At 61.8% G+C, this 17,028-nt stretch carries 14 protein-coding genes and 1 pseudogene; 7 read left to right on the forward strand and 8 right to left on the reverse strand.

Translation table 11 applies throughout. The features are described 5' to 3' along the window. Window positions 1-30: 30 nt before the first annotated feature. The 4 genes from HPY65_10450 to hisI are packed head-to-tail and all read right to left on the reverse strand — an operon-like array spanning window position 31 to window position 2,613. Window positions 31-720: a hypothetical protein gene (locus tag HPY65_10450; GenBank protein ID NPU84896.1), complete on the reverse strand. Its 690-nt coding sequence runs from the start codon at window positions 718-720 to the stop codon at window positions 31-33. A gap of 46 nt (window positions 721-766) precedes the next feature. Next, window positions 767-1,354, reverse strand: a complete 588-nt coding sequence (gene hisB / locus HPY65_10455; GenBank protein ID NPU84897.1) for an imidazoleglycerol-phosphate dehydratase HisB — start codon at window positions 1,352-1,354, stop codon at window positions 767-769. 15 nt (window positions 1,355-1,369) lie between these two features. Next, window positions 1,370-2,242: an ATP phosphoribosyltransferase gene (locus HPY65_10460; protein NPU84898.1), complete on the reverse strand. Its 873-nt coding sequence runs from the start codon at window positions 2,240-2,242 to the stop codon at window positions 1,370-1,372. Continuing rightward, entirely contained in the window at window positions 2,239-2,613 is a 375-nt protein-coding gene (gene hisI / locus HPY65_10465; protein NPU84899.1) for a phosphoribosyl-AMP cyclohydrolase, read from the reverse strand. The genes HPY65_10460 and hisI overlap by 4 nt, the downstream gene beginning before the upstream one ends. A gap of 220 nt (window positions 2,614-2,833) precedes the next feature. On the opposite strand from hisI, the gene dksA reads away from it, so the two are divergent. The 6 genes from dksA (at window position 2,834) to HPY65_10495 (ending at window position 9,214) form a co-directional block, all read left to right on the forward strand. After that, entirely contained in the window at window positions 2,834-3,196 is a 363-nt protein-coding gene (gene dksA / locus HPY65_10470; protein ID NPU84900.1) for an RNA polymerase-binding protein DksA, read from the forward strand. A gap of 154 nt (window positions 3,197-3,350) precedes the next feature. Next, window positions 3,351-5,774: a primosomal protein N' gene (gene priA, locus HPY65_10475; GenBank protein ID NPU84901.1), complete on the forward strand. Its 2,424-nt coding sequence runs from the start codon at window positions 3,351-3,353 to the stop codon at window positions 5,772-5,774. A gap of 116 nt (window positions 5,775-5,890) precedes the next feature. Continuing rightward, entirely contained in the window at window positions 5,891-6,541 is a 651-nt protein-coding gene (locus HPY65_10480) for a SagB/ThcOx family dehydrogenase (GenBank protein ID NPU84902.1), read from the forward strand. A gap of 61 nt (window positions 6,542-6,602) precedes the next feature. Continuing rightward, complete coding sequence (locus HPY65_10485) at window positions 6,603-7,667, forward strand: hypothetical protein (GenBank protein ID NPU84903.1); 1,065 nt, start codon at window positions 6,603-6,605, stop codon at window positions 7,665-7,667. Window positions 7,668-7,685: 18 nt separating this feature from the next. Then, on the forward strand, window positions 7,686-8,312 hold the full coding sequence (locus tag HPY65_10490) for a class I SAM-dependent methyltransferase (GenBank protein ID NPU84904.1): 627 nt from the start codon (window positions 7,686-7,688) through the stop codon (window positions 8,310-8,312). Between the two features lie 236 nt (window positions 8,313-8,548). After that, window positions 8,549-9,214 carry an MBL fold metallo-hydrolase gene (locus tag HPY65_10495; protein ID NPU84905.1) on the forward strand — a complete coding sequence of 222 codons (666 nt, stop codon included), beginning with the start codon at window positions 8,549-8,551 and terminating at the stop codon, window positions 9,212-9,214. A 29-nt stretch (window positions 9,215-9,243) separates the two neighbouring features. Here HPY65_10495 and HPY65_10500 read toward each other — a convergent pair whose 3' ends face one another. Continuing rightward, window positions 9,244-9,702 (reverse strand): PaaI family thioesterase, encoded by a 459-nt coding sequence (locus tag HPY65_10500; protein ID NPU84906.1) that lies wholly within the window; start codon window positions 9,700-9,702, stop codon window positions 9,244-9,246. Between the two features lie 139 nt (window positions 9,703-9,841). Between HPY65_10500 and HPY65_10505 the strand changes: the two are divergent. After that, a pseudogene (locus HPY65_10505) lies at window positions 9,842-12,280 on the forward strand (heavy metal translocating P-type ATPase). A gap of 593 nt (window positions 12,281-12,873) precedes the next feature. Here the strand turns inward: HPY65_10505 and ychF are convergent. The 3 genes from ychF to HPY65_10520 form a co-directional block, all read right to left on the reverse strand. After that, window positions 12,874-13,905 (reverse strand): redox-regulated ATPase YchF, encoded by a 1,032-nt coding sequence (ychF, locus tag HPY65_10510; protein ID NPU84907.1) that lies wholly within the window; start codon window positions 13,903-13,905, stop codon window positions 12,874-12,876. 210 nt (window positions 13,906-14,115) lie between these two features. Beyond that, complete coding sequence (locus HPY65_10515) at window positions 14,116-15,048, reverse strand: hypothetical protein (protein NPU84908.1); 933 nt, start codon at window positions 15,046-15,048, stop codon at window positions 14,116-14,118. A 277-nt stretch (window positions 15,049-15,325) separates the two neighbouring features. Continuing rightward, the gene (locus HPY65_10520) at window positions 15,326-16,885 is read right to left on the reverse strand and encodes a flavocytochrome c (protein NPU84909.1); all 1,560 of its coding nucleotides are present in this window, start codon (window positions 16,883-16,885) and stop codon (window positions 15,326-15,328) included. Window positions 16,886-17,028: the final 143 nt, after the last annotated feature.

Raw genomic sequence — 17,028 nt, forward strand, 5'->3', positions numbered from 1 at the left:
TCCCTCCGGAGCGCTGGAATCCTTGCGCCTTCAGGGCGCCGCCGGGAACGTCTTGCATACTTCTTCCATGCCCGCCGCAGCCAGTTCCTCCGCGGTGAGCCATCTCCCTTTTTCCTTGAAGAAGAAGGGTAGCTGAAGCATGTTCTCCATCAGCGACTCCTGTGCCTGGTCGAAGAGGCCGCGCCAGAGAAGGGCGCCGTCGCTAGCCCGGTACAGATGAATGTCGAAGGCAACCGATGCCGGCTTTTCAACGGAATAGGAGAGGCCTTTCCGTTCACGCCACCGGTAAACATAACCCGCAACGATCCCGTCGGCGCCGAGGTCGCTTCCCATTTTCTTCAGGGCGTCGGCGGTTTTGATCTTGAAAGAACCGGACGCAGCGTTCAGGTAGGCAGCCCCGGCCCGCGCCGGATAAACGATTTGAGTCCGGCCCAGGGCTTTCTGACGCTCTAGAAAGATCCGCTCCGTGATCCGTTCCGGCGATCCGTCCGGATGATCGGCCTGAAAATCTCCCAGAATGACCGGTTCCCTGGCCACCCTTACCGACACCTCCGACGGGGAGACCTGCTGGAACGGGAGCACAGCGATACGGCCGACGGTGATTCCGGCTCCGGAATCCGGTACGGATGTACGGGAGGGGGTGCAACCGGCTATCAACAGTACTGTAATGGACGCGATCAGGATGCGGGTCAGCCGCTCCCGAATAATGGATCGGTGCAAAGAGGTCACCTCCTTACGGACGGGCGGGTCCGACGGTCGGGACCGGTCAGAGGCTGCCCTTTGTGGACGGAATCCCTTGGATCCGTTCGTTGGGAGAAACGGCCTTCTTCAGGGCGCGGGCGAGTGCCTTGAAGATCGCCTCGGCCATATGGTGGCTGTTGCCGCCATGAATTACCTGAATGTGAAGCGTCGTTCCGCTGTGGTCTGTGAACGCCTTGAAGAACTCGCGGATGAGCGCAGGGTCGAAATCCCCGATCCGGCTGTCGCCGAAATCGGCCTGGAAAACCAGGAAGGGCCGGCCCGACAGGTCCATCACAACCCGGCAGAGGCTTTCATCCATGGGAACGGTGGCCTCGCCGAAACGCTCCAGGCCACGCTTGTCCCCGATAGCCTGCTTCAGGGCCTCCCCCAGGCAGATGCCGAGATCCTCCACGAGGTGGTGATCGTCGACTTCGCGATCCCCCTTTCCTCGGACGGTCAGATCGAAGAGGCCGTGCCGGCTGAGGAGGTTCAGCATGTGGTCGAGAAATGGGATGGAGGTGGAGATGGTCCCTCTGCCCGATCCATCCAGGCTAAGCTCCAGAGCGATGTCCGTCTCCGTGGTTTTTCTCTTTATCTTCGCCTTCCTCGCCATGGGGATTCCTTCCGATCAGATAACCTTGTTGAGAGAATATTCGATGATCCCCTCCGCCCCGGCTTCCTTGAGAAGCGGGATCAGGTCCCGGACGATACCGGCATCCACGATCGTTTCCACGGCATGCCATTCCTCGGAGAACAGGCTCGAAATAGTGGGGGCCTTGAGGGACGGGAGAAGCAGGACCACCCGTCCCAGGTTCTCCTTGGAGACGTTCAGCTTGAGTCCCACCTTTCCCATGGCCATCAGCGATCCCACGAGAAGAGTCCGGATCTGCTCGATTTTCTGACGCTTCCATGGATCTTCCCAGGCCTTGCGGTTGGCCACGAGCTGGGTGTTGGTCTTCATCATCTCTTCGACGATCCGGAGCTTGTTGGCCCGCAGGGTCGAACCCGTCTCCGTCACTTCCACGATGGCGTCCACGAGACCCTCCGCCACTTTCGCTTCCGTGGCACCCCAGGAGAATTCGACGTGAACGCTGATATTCCGCTCCTGAAAATATTTCCTCGTGAAATTGACCAGTTCCGTTGAGATATGTTTCCCTTCCAGATCCCCAAGGGCCTTTACAGGGGAATCCTCCCGGACGACGAGGACCCATTTGGCCTGGCGGGCCGTGACTTTGGAATAGACAAGGTTTTCCACGACGAAGACATCCGATTCGTTCTCAAGGATCCAGTCCCGGCCGGTGAGGCCTAGGTCGAGGACCCCGCCTTCCACATAGCGGGACATCTCTTGGGCCCGGACCAGGGAACAGGCGATCTCGTCATCGTCGATGTCGGGAAAATAGCTGCGGTTGTCATAGGTGATCCGCCATCCCGCCTTCCGGAACAGATCGACCGTGCTCGTTTCCAGGCTTCCTTTCGGGATTCCTAGTTTCAGCGTCCTCATCGATAGACCTCTTCCGGATCGAACACGCGTTCCCCGACGATTTCTTCGCCGTCCCGGGAGATGCGGCGGTAGAAGCAGGATCGGTAACCCGTGTGACAGGCCGCTCCCCCTGCCTGGTCGACCTTCAGCAGGACCGTATCATTGTCGCAGTCGATGAACACCGCATGGACTTTCTGTACGTGGCCGGATGTCTCCCCCTTCACCCACAGGGCGTTCCGGGACCGACTCCAATATGTGGCGATGCCCGTCTCCATGGTCTTCTGCCAGGCCAGGCGGTTCATGTAGGCCATCATCAACACCTCACCGGTAGCCGCATCCTGAACCACCGCCGGGATCAATCCCTGGCCTTTATCGAAATCGGGCTCTGTCACCGGGAACCTCCAATCCATTCACGAGCATGTTTCAATAAAGTATTTACACCTAATCGAATTGCATTCGTTCAGCAAGTATTTTTTTCTCAACAGCGTTGTCTTGCCAGCAAAATGCGATGACACTGTCATCCCGTTTTTTTTCTTTACAAAGAAACACTGTTTATGTATGACGGATTCCCCTTTTGGGTTCCATTAGCGTGAGGTGCTGCCAATGTCTTCCCTGAAGCCGGATAAACTGCTTTATTTCAGGAACCTGTTAATCGCAAAAATCAGCGAGCTTCTCAACGAAGCGGAGAAGACGGTTTCTGAAATGACCGACGGCAAGGAAAACTATCCCGATCCAACAGATAGGGCTTCCCTGGAAGCGGACCGGAATTTTGAATTACGAATCCGGGACCGAGAACGGAAGCTCATCGCCAAGATGCAGGAAGCCATCAAACGGATCGATGACGGCACGTACGGCATCTGCGAGATGTGCGGGAATCCCATCTCCGAAAAACGCCTTCAGGCTAGGCCGGTCACGACCTCCTGCATCGACTGCAAGACGAAACAGGAAAGACTCGAAAAGCTCAAGGGCGAGTAATTTCTGAATCGTACAACCGATCGGAAAAGTGCCCCGGGTGCCCGGAACGATCCGGCTGCATGAAGGGGCTTCGAGTCGGAGCCCTTGTGCCGTTTTTCTCTCCCAGATCCTGTCTCCGAAGTCCCGCCAGGGATTTCGCCTCCGGGAACGAACCATGTCCTTTGTTCAGGTGGCCCTCAACGTTCCAGCCCGGCAGACGTTTACGTACAGGCTGCCGGAAGGAATGGACGCCTCCGTCGCTGTGGGCAAGCGCGTTCTGGTCCCCCTGGGGCGCAGAAGGCAGACGGGCTACGTGGTGGGGATCCTGAAGGATCCAGATTGCGAGTCCCCCAGGGATGTCCTGGAGATCCTGGACGATGCCCCCCTCTTCTCCAGGGAAGAATTCCTTTTTTATTCCTGGGTTGCCGATTATTACCTGTATCCCGTCGGGAGGGCGCTGGGGGAGATTCTGCCCGGCAGCATCCCCGCCCGGGATCAGACCCGGGTGTCCCTCAACCGCGGTTCCATTCCCACAGAAGCTGGATCGTTTACTCCCCTTCAGGAACGAATCATGGCCGTCCTCCGGGAGCGGCCCCGGGGCCTTTCGCTCCGTCAGTTGAAGGCGCTGCTCAAAACAAGGGAGATATCGGGGACGCTGGAAGGACTGGCGGAGCGCCGGTGGATCCGGCTGGCCGATGAGGGCGGCCGGGGACCGGAGATTCGCCTCAAGGCGGAGCGGGTGGTTTCCATGGCAGTGGAGAATCCGGAAGGGCTAACTTCCCGGCAGGAGGAGGTCGTTCGTGTCCTGAGGCGCCTCGGCACCGTACCCACAGCGGAATTTTCCCGGATTCTCCCGGGAAGTGCGGCCATTCTTACCACTTTGAAGAAGAAGGGAATCGTTCTCTTCGAGCGCAGGCCGCTCGTCAGCCTGCCGGGACTCGTTCCCGTCGTCGATGATCCGCGGACAGGGCTGACGCTCAATCCGGACCAGGTGAATGCCCTGGAAGCCGTCCGATTGGGGCTTTCCCGGGAGGCCTCACCGGTTATCCTGCTCCACGGCGTGACCGGAAGCGGAAAGACGGAAGTTTACCTGCGGGCCGCGTCGGAAGTGCTCGAAAGGGGCGGCAGTGTCCTTTTTCTCGTGCCGGAGATTGCCCTGACCCCGCAGCTCTTGAACCGGGTGGCCGGCGTCTTCGATGCCACCCGGATCGCCGTTCTCCACAGCGGGATCTCCCGGGCCGACCGGTATTCCCAGTGGCGGCGCATCCAGCGGGGGGAGGCGGATGTTGTGGTGGGTGCCCGTTCCGCCCTGTTCGCTCCCCTGAAAAACCTGAAACTCATCATCGTGGACGAGGAGCACGATCCTTCCTACAAGCAGGACGAACGCCTGTGCTACTCCGCCCGGGACATGGCCGTCGTCCGGGGGAAGCTGGCCTCCGCCACGGTGATTCTGGGATCCGCAACCCCTTCCGTCCAGACGTACTTCAACGCCGAGTCGGGACGTTATCTGCGCAGGTCCCTCCCCTTCCGGGTGGAGGACCGGGACCTGCCGGTCGTGGAGATCGTGGACATGAGGGTCGAGGGATTGAGGGCCGGTGAATTGCCGATTCTCTCCTACACCCTGCGGAACGCCCTGACAGACAACCTCGCCGCACGGGGGCAGGCCCTGATCTTCCTGAACCGGCGCGGTTTTCACACGCACCTGTTCTGTGCCTCCTGCGGACATGTTTTCACCTGCCGGAACTGCAGTCTCTCGCTGATCTCCCACGCCCGGGCGGGGGTTCTGCGCTGCCATGCCTGCGATTTCTCCATGCCGGCGCCCGCCGCCTGTCCGGCCTGCGGCAGTCCGGGACTCGTTCGCCACGGACTTGGAACGGAGCGGGTCGAGGAGGCCGTAAGGACACTGCTCCCGCAGGCGCGGGTGGGGCGGATGGACAGCGATACGACGGCCAGGAAAGGCGCTTCCGCCGACATCCTTCGACGCCTCCTGCGCGGAGAGATCGATATCCTCGTGGGAACCCAGATGATCACCAAGGGACATGACATTCCGGGCATCACCCTCGTGGGGGTCGTCTCCGCCGATACGAGCCTCCATACGGCCGATTTCCGCGCCGCCGAGCGGACGTTTCAGCTCCTTACCCAGGTTTCCGGCCGCAGCGGCCGCGGCGATACACCCGGCCGGGTGGTCATCCAGACATACAACCCGGAGCATTATGCGGTCCGGCATGCCCGGGGCCACGATTTCGAGGCCTTCTACCGGGATGAGATTCCCCAGCGGCAGGCCCTGTCTTATCCGCCTTTCACCCGTTTGGCCCAGGTAAGGATCTCGGGGCTGGATTCCCGGAAGACCCGGGAGGGAGCCGGGGCCGCGGCCTCCTTTGCTTCCCGCTTTGTTGCCGGACAGGGACTGGCCGCCAGGGTTGAAGTCCTGGGACCCGCGGAGGCCCCCGTCGCCCGGGTCAAAAACCGCCATCGCTGGCAGATCCTGCTGAAGGGTAAGGACAGCCGAGCCCTGCACGCCGTTGCGGAGACCCTGCTGGTTCAGCGTTTTCCGGGTGTTGAGATCAAGATAGACGTGGATCCCATGGATTTCCTGTAGTTGCCGGGGGCCGGTTTTCCCTTGACCGTCGGGGTCCGAGCAAGTAATTTGACCTTTCAGCCTGCCGTGCCGGCCGGGGCGAAGACGCGAGACCGCAGATGGGAGGAGCAGATGTGATGAAGATTCCCGGACGATTCGTGATCGCAGCCGCGATCATCTTCCTCCTGGCCGGCACGGCCGGGGCCGAGGAGAAGAAATCGATTCCCCTGATCAAGCCCCAGATGGACAGCGGACGGCTGCTCATGCATGTCCTGAAGGAGCGCCGGTCTTCCCGGTCCTTCAGCAAGGCCAAGCTCCCCATCCGCGTTCTTTCCAACCTCCTGTGGGCCGCCAATGGCGTCAACCGCCCGGCCACGGGGAGCCGAACGGTCCCGTCGGCCAGGAACATGCAGGAAGTGGACGTGTACGTGGCGCTTCCCCGTGGACTTTATATATACGATGGGACGAATCACCTCCTGAGCTTCGTCTCGGGACAGGACATCCGGGCCCTCACGGGCACCCAGCCTTATGTGAAAGACGCCGCTGTAAACCTCGTCTTCGTGTCCGACGGCCGGAAAATGGAAGGAGTGGCATCGGAGGAGCGCGACGCCCTTTCCTCCGTCACGGCCGGTGCCATGGCCCAGAACGTCTATCTGTACTGTGCCTCCGAGGGCCTGGCCACCGTTGTCAGGGCCTCCATCGATCGCCCCGCCCTGGCGGCCGCCATGGGACTCCGGCCGGACCAGAAGATCCTGCTTGCTCAATCCGTCGGATATCCTAAAAAATAATCCTCCGTCCGCGGGAGTTTGTCCGCCGGCAAATCAGCGGGTGCCCCGGGAGTATCTTGCCATGAACCGGTCAAACCTGATTCTCTGCCAGTCTTTGGCCGTCTTCCTGATCCTGCTGGTGTCATTCCCGGCCTTCGCACTGTCCTGTGCGGACTCCGATCAGATTTGCCTGCGCAGGGCGGTGGAGGGGCATGCCGTCCGCCGGATTGCGTTCTGGAAGCCCTTCATGAAGGGTACATCGAAAGACCGGATCCGACGGGCGCCGGCGGATCTCATCGACTACCTCGTCCTGGACAACCGGCTGAACGGGTTTGCGGAAACACCCGTACCGGTCGACCTGTCCCCTGGGTTCGCCGCTGATCTGGAGGCGGCCCTGGAGGCGTTGCCTCCTGTCGTCCATACCCTCATGGAGCCGAAGCTGGCCGGCATTTTCATCGTCCGGAACCTTGGCGGCACAGGTTATATGGAGGCCGTTCTCGATGAGCGCGAGACCCCGGCGGCTGGCTTCATCGTGCTGGATGAGGCCGTCCTGGGGAAAACGGCCAATGCCTGGTTTACCTGGAGAGAAGGCACGCCGTTCCGGTCCGATCAGCAGTTCCGCCTGGAAGGGGTGATCGAGAACCCGGCCGACGACAACCGGAAGAACGCCATTCAGTTCATTCTGCTCCATGAGATTGGCCATCTCCTGTCCGTGGGCGAATGGTTTCATCCCTTCTGGTTTGAGGGTCCGGCCGCTGCCGGAAATGAGGGCGACTATCCCTTCCTGGACCTCTCCTGGACGGTTTCCCCCGACGGCAAAACGTTTTTGTCCCGTTACGAGCATATCTTTCCCTGCCGGAAGGATATCGTTTTTTACGGCAGGCCGAAACTGGATGGAGCGGCCCTTCCGGATGTCTATGGGAAACTCGCGGCCACGAACTTTGTTACCCTCTATGGCGCAACGAACCCCTACGACGATTTCGCCGAGGCGTTCGCCACTTATGTCCACACCGTCATGATGAAGAAACCCTATGAGATCCGAGTCCTGAAAGGGAGAGAGGTCCAGTCGGTATTTCGCTCCTGCTGGGGTGAGGAGCGCTGCGAGGCAAAGCAGCGGATTCTCGCCGGGTGGCTCCGGCGGAACTGACGGGGAAATCCCCGTTGTATGGCGTCCGAAGAAGCGCGGGCCCCGGCATCAGGCCTGGAACGGCTCATCCAACGGAGGCGCATGTTCGATCATTTCAACGGGATCGCCTTTGCCTACGACCGGCTTCTGGGAACGCCGGACGTCGAACGGTTCAGGAGACTGCTCAGGCTCCCCGCGGCAGGATGGCTGCTGGACGCCGGGGGAGGGACGGGGCGCGTCTCTTTCCATCTGCGGCCCTGGACCGGTGGCGTCGTGGTGAGCGACCTGTCACGGGAAATGCTGAAACGGGCCGCGAAGAAGAAGGCCATCCATCCCGTGAGAGCCCATGCCGAGCGGCTTCCCTTCCGGGACGGCACTTTCGATCGCATCATGGTGGTTGACGCCCTTCACCATTTCTGCGATTCCGGGGAGGCCGTCGCCGACCTGCTCCGGGTTCTCCGTCCCGGTGGCCGCCTCCTCATTGAGGAGCCGGACCTGCGGCTTCCCGCCGTGAAAGTCGTGGCGGTTCTGGAAAAACTGTTCCTGATGCGGAGCCGCTTCGAGACGCCGGAGGCGATCCGGGAGCGGATCGAGGCCCACGGCCTGGCGGCGGCCATCGAGCGGGGAGGGGGGTTCAGGGCCTGGGTTTGGGCTGACAAGCTGTAAAGACGGAAGGCTGTTGAAAAAGGGCGTCTGCTGCGTTGCCCTCATCCCGACCCGCTCGACGTACGAAAGAATACGACTCGCGGCATGGGATTTCGGGCGCCTTGCATTCAACCCTTTTTGAACAGCCTTCGGATGGTGGTCTGAGCAGGCAGTTTCCGCTCCTTTTGAAACCCCCGGCCGCGCTCCCGCGCGACGGAGCCGCAGAATCACGACGAGCAATGACATAAGGAGGTACAATGCGATTTTCCGAAGACGTATACGTGTACGAGTGGACCGACTATTTCGACAACAACTGCAACAGCTTTTACCTCGGCGGCGAGGTCCGGGCGCTCATCGATCCCGGCCTGTCCCGCTATGTTCCACAGCTCCTGGAGCAGATGCGCCTGGACGGGATCGATCCCGACGACATTCGCTACGTCATCAACACCCACTCCCACCCGGACCATTTCGAAGGATCGTCCTTTTTCTCCGGCTCCGACGTGAAGGTCGCCCTCCACCAAAAGGAGATCGAATTCCTGAACGGTCCCGGTGGGCAGCTCTATTCGCTCTTCGGGATGCCGCGGCCCCGGATCGCCGTCAATCTGCCGCTGGATGGCGAGGAACTGGTCCTGGGCGGGGAAACATTCCGGGTTCTCCTCCTGCCGGGACACTCGCCCGGATCCATCGGCCTCTACAGTCCCGGACGCAAGGTCGTCTTCTGCGGCGACGTGATTTTCGAGCAGAACGTCGGGCGGACGGACTTTCCCGGCGGCGACGGCTCCCTGCTGAAGAAGAGCATCCGGTCCCTGGCGGAACTGGAGCTGGAGGCCCTCCTGCCCGGGCACATGGGCATCGTGGACGGGGCGGAGGCGGTCAAGCGGAACTTTGAGATCGTGATCCGGAACGTGTTCCCGTATATTTGAGAAACCGGTCCTGCGGTTTCCGAAATCCCTTACCGCTCGGGCATCCCGGTCCTCCAGGAGGCGTCGAGGATCATGTACGTGGCGAGGCCCTTTGCCACCAGGCTTCCCTCGTCGTCCCGGACGTCCACTTCCCCCAGGGCCGTCCGGCTGCCTTTGTGGGTGATGACGGCCTCCGCCGTGATGGCGCCCCGCTCGAAGGGCTTCAGGTAATTCAGTTTCATTTCGATTGTGGTGAATGTCTCCGAGCGATCCACCATCCCGATGAGGGCCATGGCGACGGCGGAATCCGCCGCGGAAAAGATGGCTCCCCCGTGGGCGATTCCCAGGGGGTGGACCAGTTTGCGGTCGAAGGCCAGGCGAACCCGGGCCCAGCCTTTCCTGACGTCCGTCAGTTCCAGCCCCAGGAGTTCCCAGTACGGCGAGGCGGTCTGCATCCTGCGGAGCAGGGTTTCCCGGAACGCCGGGGCCAGCTCTTCGTGTTTGTTCATCGTCAACCTCCCTGTGAAGTGCCATCCCTGTAGCAGACCGGTTTCCCCGTGAAAAGGGCAAAGCGCACGATCCCCCTTCTTTACATCGGGATGCGGGAGGCCTATCTTTAAATCCGGACGCTTCTGAAAGGAGGAAGCCATGAAGACGATTCGCATCGAAGGAATGAGTTGCCAGCATTGCGTCATGGCCGTCACGAAGGCCTTGAGCGGCGTGGCGGGAGTCCGTAACGTGAAGGTGGATCTGGCCCGGGGTGAGGCGGCCTACGAGGAGGAGCGGCCCGTCAATATTGAGCTGCTCCGCGAAGCCGTCCGGAAAGCCGGGTATAAAGCGGGGTAGAATTTCATGGAATCGACCACCGTCTCGGTCGGCGGGATGACCTGCGCCGCCTGCGTCCGCAGGGTGGAAAACGCCCTGAAGGAGATTCCCGGCGTGGCGGATGTCTCGGTGAACCTGGCCACCGCCCGGGCCACCCTCGTTCACGAGGGGGTCTGGGCCGGCGTGGAGGCCGTCCGGGAGGTCGTGACCGACAGCGGCTACGAATACCTGGGGATTCCCGACGAAGACCGGGAGGATCCCATCACGGAGGCCCGGGAGCGGGAAATCCGGGACCTGACGGTCCGTTTCTCCGTCGGGATCGTCTTGAGCGTTCTGATCTTCCTGGGATCCATGCAGCACTGGTTTCCCTTCCTCCGGGATATTCCCCATGCGCCTCTGCGCGTGGTCCTGTTCTTCCTGACCGTTCCGGTGATCTTCTGGGTCGGAGAGCGGTTTCTGGTCGGTGCCTGGAAGGCGGCCCTTCAGAAAACCAGCGACATGAACACCCTGGTGGCCGTGGGGGCCCTGTCGGCATTCCTCTATTCTTCCGGGGCCACGTTCTTCCCCGGATTTTTCGCGGCGGCCGGCGTAGCGCCCCACGTCTACTTCGACGGTGCCGCCTTTATCGTGACCCTCATCCTCCTGGGACGTCTCCTGGAGGCAAAGGCCAAGGGGCGGACCTCCCGGGCGATTCAGCGCCTCGTGGGCCTGAAGCCGAAAACGGCCCGGGTCCTCCGGGGAGAGGAGGAGACGGACCTTCCCGTGGAGGCCGTCGTTGCCGGCGACCGAATCCGGGTGCGGCCGGGGGAGAAGATCCCCGTCGACGGCGTCGTCCTTTCGGGCGCCTCCGCCGTGGATGAATCGATGCTCACCGGGGAGAGCCTGCCGGTGGCCAAGGAGGAGGGGGCGGAGGTCTTCGCCGCCACGCTGAACCGGACAGGTACCTTCACCTTCCGGGCGACCCGGGTGGGAAAGGAGACGGTTCTGGCCCAGATCATCCGGCTTGTGGAGGCCGCCCAGGGATCGAAGGCACCGGTCCAGAGGCTGGCCGACCGGGTGGCCTCGATCTTCGTGCCCGTCGTCTTCGCTATCGGTGTTGTCACTTTCGTCGTGTGGATGTTTCTTGTCCCGGACCCGATCTTCAGCCTGGCCCTTCTGAACTTCGTTTCCGTGCTTGTCATCGCCTGTCCCTGCGCCCTCGGCCTGGCCACCCCCACGGCGGTGATGGTGGGCACCGGCCTCGGCGCGGAAAACGGCATCCTCATCAAGGGCGGCGAGAGCCTGGAGCGGGCGGGCCGGCTGACAACGGTCGTCTTCGACAAGACGGGCACCCTGACGAAAGGGGAGCCGGAGGTGACGGACATCATCGCCGCCCCCGGTTTTGTCCGGGAGGATGTTCTGCAGGCGGCCATGTCCCTCGAGGTCGGATCGGAGCACCCCCTGGCGGCGGCGATCCTGGCCGGGGGGAAAGCGGAGGGGCTGTCGCCGCAGCCGCTGGAAGACTTTGAGGCCCTTCCCGGACTGGGTGCGCGGGCCGTGCTGGCCGGCGACCGTTTCCTCATCGGGAACCTCCGCCTGATGGAGCAGGAAAGCATCGATCTGTCAGGGCTTCGGGAGATCGGGGAGCGATTGTCCGGGGAAGGAAAGACGTCCGTGTTTCTGGCCGCCGACGGCCGTGCAGCCGGGATCATTGCCCTGGCGGACGCCTTGCGGGAGTCGGCGGGGGCTGCCATTGCCGACCTGAAGAAAATGGGCCTCCAGGTTGCCCTGATCACGGGGGACAACCGGGCGGCCGGGGAGTCGGCGGGACGCGCGCTCGGAATCGACCGCGTCCTGGCGGATGTCCTGCCGGGAGACAAGGCCAACGAGATCCAGAGACTTCAGAAATCGGGTCAGGTGGTGGCCATGGTTGGGGACGGGATCAACGATGCCCCGGCCCTGGCCGCGGCGGACATCGGCATCGCCATCGGGTCGGGAACGGACGTGGCCGTCGAAGCCAGCGACCTGACCCTCATGCGGAGCGACCTGACCCTCGTTCCCCGGGCCATCGGCCTTTCCCTGGCGACGATGAAGGTCATCCGCCAGAACCTCTTCTGGGCTTTCATCTACAACATCGTCGGCATCCCCGTGGCGGCCGGTGTTCTCTATCCCTTCTTCGGAATCCTCCTGAATCCTGAATTCGCCGCCGCCGCCATGGCCTTCAGCTCCGTCTCCGTGGTCACCAATTCCCTGCGCCTCCGGCGGGTCTGGAAGAACCGGTAGTGCAACCGTACGACCCGGAAAAGCGAAAGGGGAACGGATTTCTAATCCGTTCTTCCTCTTCCTTTTCTTATTTTCTTTATGTTGCGGCGCGGGGGCTGCCACGGGGGCTTCCGCCGTCGCGGCCTTTTTCCCCGCGATCCCTCGTCGACGGCCAGAAAGGCTGGAGGGATGGAAAAAAGTCCTAATCGCTCCTCTGGAAACCCCCGGTCGCGCCCCCGCGAACGTCCGTCGGGGAGAGGGGGCTTCCCGGAGCGCGAATAGCGGCTTTTTCGGGGTATCCTGCCGTCGCAGAGAAGCGCCCGCAAAGTCATCTGTCTGAGCGCCCCCAGGCGCGAGTTATGACTTTGCAGCGGAGCGAGACGATGCAGGGTCGAAAAAATGCTTCTGAGCGCGAGGGAAGCCCCTCTCCCATGAGCTGGATTCCCGTTTGTGGTTTCTGGTTTCCTGGAAAAGAGAAGGAAGGAAGGACCAACAGATTTGAAATCCGTTTGCTTTTGACTTTCTTGTTCGATGGTCTGTCAGTTCGTTCCCCGATCCGACGAGTGGCAAGGGACGAGGGGAACGCGGTAGGTGATCCTTTTTCAACAGCCTGATTATACGTTGAACCGGAAGGTCACGATATCCCCGTCCCGGACGATGTAGTCTTTCCCCTCCAGGCGCAGCCGGCCGGCTGCTTTCGCGGCGGCAAGTCCTCCTCCGCAGGAGATGAAGTCCTCGTATCCCACGACTTCCGCCTTGATGAAGCCCCGCTCGAAGTCCTTGTGGATGGCGGCGGCGGCCCTGGGAGCCCTCGATTCTGCCGGGATCACCCAGGACTTCACCTCGTCCTCGCCGACGGTGAAATACTGGATTCGCCCGAGCATTTCGAATGCGGCCCGGATGACGCGGGTAAATGCCGGTTCGGTCAGGTCAAGCGCTTCGAGAAAATCCGCCTGCTCCTCCGGAGGAAGCTCAAGCATTTCCGCTTCCAGCTTGCCGCAGATGCCGATGACGGGATCCCTCAGGCCGGCCTTCTGCCGGAACGCCTCGACCTGCGATGCGTCTCCCTCGGCCGTGTTCAGGACCACCAGCTCCGGGCGCAGGGTCCAGAAGGAAAAACTGCGGAGGGCATGTAGTTCCTCGGGGGCAAGACCAAGTTCCCGAAGCGGCAGGCTTCCTTCGAGCTGCTCCTGGAGTCTCGGCAGCAGGTCCGCCTGGAGCAGCTCCAGCGGATTCAGGGCCTTGCGGGGAATCTTCCGGAGCCGCTCCCCCCGGTTCTCCACGACCATCAGATCCGAGAGAATCAGTTCATCTTCCAGCTGGCGCCACCGCTGAACCATTTCCTGCACATCCACGGCGGTAAACCCATCCACCACGTGCAGGAGCCCGTCGACACCGGCCAGGCTCTGGCGGACCGTCTGCCAGGCCTTTTCCCCGGCGGCATGGACGTCCACGAAGGGTGCCCTGGCCGGAGAAACCTTGGCCGGATGGAAAATCGAAACGAGGTGATCGAAACGGTCGTCCGGCACGACGGCCTGTCCGCGGACGCAGGTCTCCCCGAAAGCGTCCCGGCTGTTCGTACCGGTCATGATTTCAAACAGGGTGCTCTTCCCGCTCTGGGGAAGCCCAATAATTCCAAGCTCCATAATTGTTCCTCTTGCAGGTTCCGGCGCGCCCTATATCAGTACGGGGATGCACTTTCAAGAAAAACAATCTGGCCGGGGAGATGCCGAAGGAATGGATTCTCCATCCATTTGCGCATCGACGGCGGGAGACGCCCGTCCGGATTGGTTCCACCGCCGGTGCACACGGTCCCGCCCCACAGGGGGCGGGACTCGATGGGCACGATACGTTTTTCAGAAGGAGAAACTCAGTGTCACTCCGCCGTACAGGTAGGAGCTGTCCCGTTCGGAAGGCGTCGCCGTTCCCTTCAGGCCCTGTCCTTTCATCTCCAGCCGCGCCTCGTTGGACAGGGGGAACACATAGGACAGGGTCGGCGTGATGGTGATTTTATCCGTTGCCTTGACGGGCAGGCTGGCCGTCACGACGCCGTCGTGAAAGTTGCTGAACTTGTCGTCCGTTGCCAGGCTGTCGCCGTCGAATTTCGGGTAACCGCCGTATCCGGCACCGGCGTTGAACAGGGTGGCGTCCGCATAGGTGCTCAGGAGGTAGCTGGCCGATGCTCCAAGTTTCAGGGACACCATCTTGTTCAGTTCAAAGACGTGGGAGATCCCGAGCAGGAAATACCAGTTCCGGTAATGGTCGATCTCCTTGTAGACCGTCAGGGTCGGCGAGAGAAGCGTGTTGAGGCCGATGGAGGCGAAGATCTCCTGGGCGTCGGCCCGGTCGAGCCCGTCACTGTTCAGCGACGCCAGGCTGTAATAGATGTAGCCGGCGCCGAGGTTCACGAGCCCGATTGTCTTCGTGTACGAAAGCGTCAGGTCTGTCTCGTTCCAGGTCCCGTGGTAGCTCTTCCCTTCGCTGCCGCCGTAGTAGGGGTTCGTGTCGATGTTTCCCCACAGGTTGGCGGAAAATCCCTTCCAGCCGACGGTGGCGGACGGCTGGATGACGATGCTGTTCCGGCTCAGCTCATAGCCCCTCCAGATGTACTGGCTCAGGACAGAGACCGAGACGTCGCCCGTCGGCGCTTCCACGGCGGGGGCCGCCGCCTCCGCCGCGGCCGGTTTCGTTTCGGCCGGCTTTTCTTCCGCCGTCGCTGCCGTCTGGATCATGAAAACCGCCGCAATGGCGCAGCACAGGGTGATGAAGATCCTTTTCCCGTAGAACATGATTCATTCCTCCTTGCAAACAGAATGAAAAATGTTTCTCAAGGAGTGTGCCACGGGAGGTCCTGGTGATGTAACTCCTTGTTACTGTGGTGGAACAACCCGTTCTGGAGTGACAGTGGAGAAGGGGAAAGTCCGACATTTATGTCCCGTTCCGGGGAATCGGGGCGAAAATGTGGCGAGTGCCGCGGAGATGTGTCGGAAGTTCTGCCGGATGGAAGCGGATAAAAAAAGGGGGCGCCGGATCGGCGCCCCCGATGATGTTACAGAGTGAGGATGATCAGCCCCACGCTTTTTCAGCCGCCGCGTTCCTGCCGGCGATCCGGCCGAAAACGAGACAGTCCAGCGTGGCGCAGCTGCCCAGACGGACGGCGCCATGGACGCCGCCGGTCACTTCGCCGGCGCAGTAAAGACCTTGGATGGGCTGGTCCGTCATGACGTCGGTTGCCTGTGCCTTGGTGTTCATGTTGATGCCGCCCATCGTGTGGTGAACCTTGGGCATGAGCCGCAGGGCGTACCACGGACCGGGGCCGAGGGGCTTCTGGTTCTTCTGCAGGTACCGGCCCCACTCCTCGTCCTTGCCCGCCAGGACGCTCTTGTTCCAGGTGTCGATGGTCTGCTTCAGGGGTTCGATGGGGACGTTGTAGGCCGCCGCCATCTCCTCCAGCGTCTTGTATTCCTTCACGACGCCCCGTTCCATCAGCTTCGGCATGTACTCCGCCAGGAGCTTCTTGCCGATGGCGTAACCGTTCGCGTCGGTCATGGCGATGCACTTGTTCCCCGCCTTGATGATCGCGTCGGCGCGGATTTTCCGGTCTGCCAGCTCGTTGACGAAGCGCTTTCCCGTCTTGGTGTCCACCCAGAGGCCGTACATGGCGGCGCAGAGCTGGGCAAAGAAGGGGGAGAGCCCCATCCCTTTTTCATCGGGGCTGCCCCAGGGACCCAGCTGAATCCAGGAGAGCTGGATCGGCGTGCAGCCGATCCGGAAGGCCTCCCGCAGGGCCTCAGCGGTGGCTCCGGGCTGGTTCGTCGTCTGCATGTCCGCCGTCAGCCGGGGGTCCTGGAGGGTCCGAAAGGCCACGTCGGCGCCGAATCCGCCCGTAGCCAGAACGACGGCCTTGCGGGCCTTGATGTCCTTCAGCTTGCCGCTGCCGGCCTTCGGGAAAGTGTAGCCTTCGCGGATCTGGACGCCTTTCACCCGGCCGTCGGCGTCCCGGTAAATCTGGGTCAGGTAAGCCCGCGTACGGGGTACGACGCCCAACTCCTTCAGCTTCAGGAGTTGCTGCTGCACGATGGCGGAGCCGCTCTGGTTGTAGGTGCTGTACATCCTGGGGACGGAATGGCCGCCCTCCTGGGTCAGCTTGTCCTTGTACTTGACGCCGAGTTCGCTGATGGTCCACATCACCGTGCTGACGGACTGGTCGGCCACCATCTTGGCCAGCTCCACGTGGTTCAGGTTCAGTCCCGCCGCGAGCATGTCCTTCAGGAGCAGCTCCGGGGAATCCTTGATGCCTTCCTTCTCCTCCATGGGTGAACCCGCCGCCGATACGACACCGCCGTTGATGATGGAGTTGCCGCCGGGGGTCATCATTTTTTCCAGGACCACCACGGAGGCGCCTGCCTTCTTGGCCTCATAGGCGGCCGCCAGACCGGCGAAACCGCTGCCGATGACCACGACGTCGAAGGTCTCCTGCCACTTCTTCGGCAGAGGTGCCGCCTCGGCGCTCCAGGGCTTCATCGTGAGCGTGCCCGCTGCGACGCCCGCAGCCGCAGCCGCGCCGCTTGTTTTCAAAAAGTTTCTTCTCGTCATTGTTTTCGGGGTTTTCGTTTCTTCCGACATGTTGTACCTCCTGAATTTCCATTCGCATGGATGGGTTATTATTCCCCCGTACTATCCCCTGTTTCCGTTTTCCGTTCATGAGGCCCCGGCCTGATGAACGACTTTGTTCATACGCTGTCCGCCGATCCGAAGTCAATCCCGTA

This window comes from Syntrophaceae bacterium (genome assembly GCA_013177825.1).
GTDB lineage: Bacteria > Desulfobacterota > Syntrophia > Syntrophales > PHBD01 > PHBD01.